At 44.7% G+C, this 6,512-nt stretch carries 6 protein-coding genes; 3 read left to right on the top strand and 3 right to left on the bottom strand.

Features of this window, described 5'->3' with window-relative positions:
• Nucleotides 1-129 precede the first annotated feature (129 nt).
• Nucleotides 130-1,215 (bottom strand): copper resistance D family protein, encoded by a 1,086-nt coding sequence (locus AC1DSE_RS27735; RefSeq protein WP_076270821.1) that lies wholly within the window; start codon nt 1,213-1,215, stop codon nt 130-132.
• The gene (locus AC1DSE_RS27730; protein WP_430057775.1) at nt 1,215-1,784 is read right to left on the bottom strand and encodes a copper resistance CopC family protein; all 570 of its coding nucleotides are present in this window, start codon (nt 1,782-1,784) and stop codon (nt 1,215-1,217) included. Before AC1DSE_RS27730 ends, AC1DSE_RS27735 begins: the two co-directional genes overlap by 1 nt.
• 376 nt (nt 1,785-2,160) lie before the next feature.
• On the opposite strand from AC1DSE_RS27730, the gene AC1DSE_RS27725 reads away from it, so the two are divergent.
• The gene (locus tag AC1DSE_RS27725; RefSeq protein ID WP_441875838.1) at nt 2,161-3,501 is read left to right on the top strand and encodes a hemolysin family protein; all 1,341 of its coding nucleotides are present in this window, start codon (nt 2,161-2,163) and stop codon (nt 3,499-3,501) included.
• A 71-nt stretch (nt 3,502-3,572) separates the two neighbouring features.
• On the opposite strand, the gene mnmA is transcribed toward AC1DSE_RS27725, so the two are convergent.
• A complete protein-coding gene (mnmA, locus tag AC1DSE_RS27720) occupies nt 3,573-4,706 on the bottom strand; it encodes a tRNA 2-thiouridine(34) synthase MnmA (RefSeq protein ID WP_441875841.1) in 1,134 nt (377 codons plus the stop codon).
• Between the two features lie 201 nt (nt 4,707-4,907).
• Here mnmA and cymR point away from each other — a divergent pair, with 201 nt between their 5' ends.
• A complete protein-coding gene (cymR, locus tag AC1DSE_RS27715; RefSeq protein WP_054027272.1) occupies nt 4,908-5,327 on the top strand; it encodes a cysteine metabolism transcriptional regulator CymR in 420 nt (139 codons plus the stop codon).
• Nucleotides 5,328-5,339: 12 nt separating this feature from the next.
• A complete protein-coding gene (locus tag AC1DSE_RS27710; protein WP_339207912.1) occupies nt 5,340-6,494 on the top strand; it encodes a cysteine desulfurase family protein in 1,155 nt (384 codons plus the stop codon).
• Nucleotides 6,495-6,512: the final 18 nt, after the last annotated feature.

Raw genomic sequence — 6,512 nt, 5'->3', positions numbered from 1 at the left:
GGCAAAATCAGCAAAAACGCCAAGGTAAATGATAAGAAAATTAATAAAAAAAACTCCTGCTAATTTGATGGAGGTAAGCTCATTCCTAAGCTTACCTCCATATTAGCAGGAGTTTTTCTTGTTATTCTTTTAAGCAATCGCAAACATCAGGCCGAAATAGCCGAATACCACTGTCAAAATACCCATTACAAAAGCTGGCATAAGCTTATTTACGCGATACATCCAAAGCAGACCGACCGCCATTAGTGCAGCTGCCGCAAGCATAAGCAGGCACTCCATGTTCAGCGTGAATTTCAAGCTGATGTCAGGGCTGAAGTTTCCTTTGTAAATTGAAGTGAAAAATGGAGAAGGTGATTCCGATTGCAGTGTCTCCTTCACCTTATGCGGTGGTGCTTGCTGACCAAGCACACCTGTGGCTGCAAGCACGAGCAAAGCAATGAAGCTTTCTGCTTTTAGCCAGCGTCTTGGATTGAAATTCGGATTGGTTTTTGCTATTTTTTTGTATCCGAAGCCATTTGAGAAAGCAAACAGCAGTAGAGGCAAAATCAGTAGATGTTTAATCAGCAGCATCTGACCGTAGGGAAGCATCCATGAGTTTACATATTCTGGAGTTGTGAATGACATAAGCGTAATGCCGGCAAGAAGCGTTACAACAACAGAAACGATGGCTACTGGCGAAAACCAACGCAGAAATGCATTCCAATTGGCATCGTCTTTGGAAAACCAACTGATCACAAACAAAATGCCGATCCATACGCTGACTGCGAGAAAATGAGCAGAATGTGTAATTAAACCTTTAAATCCATACAAGGATGAAGCATGTCCTGCATAACCCAGCCACACAATTAGCAAAAAGGTAACAAACAAAGCTACCTTAGGCATATGCTTATCGCCCCGGAATGCTTTAAGCCCTAGTAGAAAAGCGAGTCCAGCTGATCCGATGGTTGTCCATACCCACGCTTTGCCTGTATTAACATCGAGCAGGATGCTCTTTAAAATAGCGCCGTAGCTCATGTCAAAATCTTTGGCAAATACGATAGCAAGCTTATGAATAGGAACGTAGGATAAGAACGGTATTGCTACTGCGCATGCGAGCAGCAGGCCATGCGGTACATGAACGGAAGGCCTTCTGTCCTCCGGTACAAGCCGCAATAGAAAGGTGCCCGTTAAAATGGCGAAGCAAATGTATAGAAGGCCTTCGCTGATATAGATCATTATTTGCGCCTCCGCATGAATAAGAGAACTGCTGCTACGATAATGACACCGATAACGACATAAGGAGTATAGTTTGTCCCAGCATCATTAGTTGTAGCTTCACTGCTTCCTCCGTCAGTATTAGTGCTAGCATCAGGAGAAGGAGTAGGAGCCGTTGTCTCTGCTGGTGCTTCAGTAGCTGTAGCTGTTGGTTCTTCGCTTGGTTGTTCAGTAACAACAGGCGCTTCTACAGTAAACGAATAATCGCCTTCCACCGAATGACCATCCGCTCCGATAATGACCCACTTAACTGTATAAATACCATTAGGCAAAGCATTAGGTACTGATCCGGTCATTGTCATGCCGTCAACCTCGACCTTTTCTTTTTCCATTTCCTCGCCAGCAGCATTTAATATTTTAAAATTACTAAGCTTCTCGATCTTTGTGTTAAATGTCATCTCTATACGCTCTGGTGAGGCAGCGACCGTCGCATCTCGCGCAGGCACCGCGCTTTCTAGTTTGGAATGGGCCATCGCTACGCCCGGAACGAGCCATAGAGCGGCAAGAAAAATAAGCAATATTCGTTTCATTTTTAAACCTCCTACATATTTTTGTAACGAGCCTACTTAGTAAGCTCATTGCATTATAACAGATTCCAATTCGCTGTTGCGCCAAATAAAATGATCAATTCATTGCGGCTTAGTGAACATTTGTTGAAGATCGTTTGATGCTTCCTATAAAAAACGCTTAGAAAGACTGGAAATCCGCGTATAAGTGCTAGCCTATGGCGAATAGACATAATTACAGTCTTGAGAGCGGTATGGCTCGTATGCTTTACCGTTTGACGCGGCGGTTTGTCATCTAGGAGAGATCTCACACTACACAAAGATTGCCGTATCTTTGTTCCAAAAGGAGGTGCACCTGTCATCGCATCCCGTTTCATTTCTTGCGGAGGACAGGAATCCAGTGATTGACCCATTACCGACCAGCTTGTCTCTGCTGCTTATTTTTGTTTTTATCATGATGAACAGTTTTTTTGTTGCTGCCGAGTTTGCAATGGTGAAGGTAAGAGGAAGCCGCTTAGATACAATAATCGCAGATGGTGATTCGAGAGCAAAGCTTGCCTCTCATATGACAGGCAATTTAGATGCTTATTTATCTGCGTGCCAGCTTGGTATTACGCTTGCTTCGCTTGGCCTCGGATGGGTTGGCGGTCCAGCTATTGCAAATGTGATCAAGCCTGCTATGGCTTTCATCGGCATTCGCAGTGAATGGTTTGTTCATACCTTTTCATTTTTGCTTGCCTTTATTCTCATTACGATGCTGCAAATAGTACTTGGAGAGCTGGCGCCAAAAACGATTGCAATCCGCAAAGCTGAATCCATTACGCGATTGACAGCGTTGCCGCTCGTTTGTTTTTATAAGATTATGTTTCCCTTTATTTGGTTATTTAACGGGGTAGCCAATTTGCTTCTTAGAAAAATTGGAATTGAGCCTGTGACCGAGAAGGATTCGGCGCACACGGAGGATGAAATTCGGATTTTGATGAAGGAGAGCCACAAAAACGGTTTAATAGATAATATGGAGCTAACGCTTGTTGATAACATTTTTGATTTTGCCGAGACGAATGCGCGTGAAATTATGATTCCTCGAACAGAAATGATATGCCTGAATACAAGCTGCACTTTAGCCGACAATAAAAAAATTGCGCTGGAGCAAATGCTGACGCGTTATCCGGTTTGTGAGAATGACAAGGACAATATCATTGGGTTCGTGCATATCAAGGATTTACTGAAGGACACGATGCACAATCTGCAGGATATAAGGCAAATTACGAGACCGATTACGACAGTACCCGAATCGATGCAAATTAGTACACTACTGAAGCTGATGCAAAAACGAAAGTCGCAAATTGCTATTTTGATTGACGAGTACGGCGGCACTTCCGGCTTAGTAACGCTGGAGGATATTATGGAGGAAATCGTCGGCGAAATTCAAGATGAATTTGACGAGGAACGAGAGCCTCTTGAGAAAAAAGACGACAATACCTACTCCATTAGCGGTCTCATGCTGATCGAGGAAGTCAACAGCTTCTTCAATCTCGATATCGAAACGGATGATTATGATACAATCGGGGGCTGGATGTATTCCAAAATAAACATACCTCCTGTCAATAATCAGCGTGTCGATCACGCTGGAGAATATGAATTCATTATTGAAGAGACGGATCATCTTCGGATCTCCAGGCTTCTGATTCGAAAGATTGGCGAGAGAAAAAAAGGACAGAACGGCCAATATTTTGGCTGAAAATGAACGTTTTAATCAAAAAAGCTGCCTAATGCATCATTAGCGGATGCTTCAGGCAGCTTTTCGTGTTGTTATGCTCGCTTTGCAAAATCAGCAGCAGGATCGACTTTCTTAACTTTATCGATCGTGCCTCCGCCAAGGCAAACGTTGACGTCGTAGAGTACGACAGCTTGTCCAGGTGTAATGGCTTTCTGAGGCTTGTCAAACACGATATGCGCGTTTCCATCTTCGCCAATCGTTACGCTGACGCCTTGATCGGGCTGGCGATAACGGAATTTGGCGGTGCAGCGAATGGTATCTCCGCTTTTTACTGGTAGAATCCAGTTCATTCCAGTTGCCGTCAAGCTCTCAGAGTAAAGGCTGGCATGCTGCTCTCCCTGTACAACATAAAGAATGTTTTTCTCCAAATCCTTGTCCGCTACGAACCAAGGCTCGCCGGAACCTGATCCGCCAATGCCAAGTCCTTGGCGCTGGCCGAGCGTGTAATACATCAGTCCGTCGTGACGACCTTTTTTCTCGCCGTTTCTAATATCAATCATATCGCCGGCTTGAGCGGGAAGATAGCCGCTAAGGAAGGTTTTGAAATTGCGTTCCCCGATGAAGCAAACGCCTGTGCTGTCTTTTTTCTTAGCGGTATAAAGGCCAGCTTCTTCAGCAATTCGGCGTACTTCAGGCTTCGGCAGATGCCCAATCGGGAACATCGCTTTAGCCAGCTGCTTCTGATTAAGAGCACTAAGGAAGTACGTCTGATCTTTATTTGAATCGACTCCGCGAATGAGCTTCGTTGTGCCATCCTCGGTACGTTCTACTTGAGCATAATGGCCTGTTGCCAAATAATCCGCTCCAAGCTCCAAGGCGCGCTGCAGGAAGTCGCCAAATTTAATCTCGCGGTTGCACATAACGTCTGGGTTAGGCGTACGCCCGCGCTTGTACTCATCTAGAAAGTAAGTGAATACCTTGTCAAAATATTGCCGTTCAAAATTCACGGTATAGTAGGGAATGCCAATTTGTTCACATACGCGGCGTACATCTTCAGAATCCTCTTCCGCCGTGCAATGACCGAATTCATCGGTATCATCCCAGTTTTTCATAAAAATGCCGACAACGTCATACCCTTGCTGCTTTAGCAGCAGTGCAGTGACGGAGGAATCGACGCCGCCTGACATCCCGACGACAACTCTTGTCGAAGCTTTTGGTTTTTCCATCGTAAACACCACCTTGCTTGAATCAAACATTTATTATTGTAACATAGGCTGCAAACTTTTTCATGAAGATGTCAACCTTTTTGCACACTCCGCCCGCTCGATATGTTAACATATAAGTGAAATGGGAATACAGAGAATTAACAACCAATGAGGAAGACACAATCATAAATCAATACTAAAAACAATAAAAGAGGTGCCACTTTGAAAATATCGACGAAAGGCCGTTATGGCTTAACAATTATGATGGAGCTTGCGGCTAAATTTGGTGAAGGCCCGACTTCGCTCAAGAGTATCGCTGAACGAAATCAGCTTTCCGAGCACTATTTGGAGCAATTAGTAGCACCCCTTAGAAATGCTGGTCTTGTGAAAAGTATTCGCGGAGCTTATGGCGGTTATATTTTATCGAAGGATCCGGAAACAATTACGTCTGGGGATATTATTCGAATTCTTGAAGGCCCGATTTCGCCTGTAGACTTTACAGAAGAAGACGATCCGGCTAAACGTCAGCTTTGGCTGCGCATTAGAGACAGTATTGCAGAAGTATTAGATTCGACTACGCTTGCAGATCTAATTAATTTCGAAGATGCTGGCAAACCTGATAGCTATATGTTCTATATTTAAGGAAGCCGACCTATGACAAATCATTATTTTGATCATGCCGCCACTACACCTATGCATCCGAAAGTCATCCAAGCGATGCTTGAGGTAATGCAAGGCTCCGGCGGCAATTCGTCTAGTATGCATGCTTTTGGAAGAGCGGCCAAGCATCAGTTAAATCGATCACGAGATCTCATTTCAGCAGCAATAGGCTGCAAGCCGGGACAATTATTATTTACCTCAGGTGGAACGGAAAGCGATAATGCCGCTCTAATTGGGGCTGCTAGAGCACAGCGTAAACGAGGCAAATCACATATTATAACTTCAGCGGGTGAACATCACGCTGTTCTTCATACATGCGAATGGCTGGTTAAGGAAGAAGGTTTCTCCCTAACCGTACTACCTATTGATAGCTTTGGACGAACATCACCAGAGCTTGTTCAAGAAGCCATGACCCCAGAAACAGGCCTTATTAGCATCATGCATGGAAATAACGAGGTTGGAACGATTCAGCCGATTGAAGAAATAGGGCGCATAGCTAGAGCTGGCGGTGCTGTTTTTCATGTGGATGCAGTTCAAGCTTTGGGCTCATTCGAGTATAGGCTCAATGAGCTGCCAGTTGATTTGATGAGCTTCTCCGCCCATAAGATCAACGGTCCTCAAGGTGTTGGCGCACTTTATGTGGCTAACGGTACGCCGATTGACGCTCTACAGCATGGTGGATCTCAAGAGAGAAAGCGGCGTGCAGGGACAGAAAATATTGCGGGGATCGTCGGGTTTGCTGCCGCAGTTGACATTTGTGTGAACGAGCGAGAAAATAAGCAACTTTTTATGGACGAGCTTCGTAAGAGATGGATAGAACTGCTTCACAACCATGTTGAAGTGCCTATCGTTATAAATGGCTCGGAGCAGCACTATTTGCCGCATATCGTAAATATCAGCTTTATTGGTGTCGATACGGAAACGATGCTCATGAATTTGGATATGGAAGGTATCGCAGCAGCAAGCGGTTCTGCTTGTACCTCCGGCGCGCTTGAACGCTCACATGTACTTCGAGCAATGCAATTGCCCGAGGAACAAATTAATTCTGCTGTAAGATTTAGCTTTGGTTTGGGGAATACTTTGGAGGAATTAGAAGATGCCGCACAAAAAGTTGGAACAATCGTGAGGCGTATTCGTAATAACTACTAGGAGGACTCCAGCTAAGCG

It is taken from the genome of Paenibacillus sp. 01L418 (assembly GCF_056400045.1).
The sequence above is the reverse complement of the archived record's forward strand: the minus strand, read 5'-3'. Positions and strand labels throughout refer to the sequence as shown.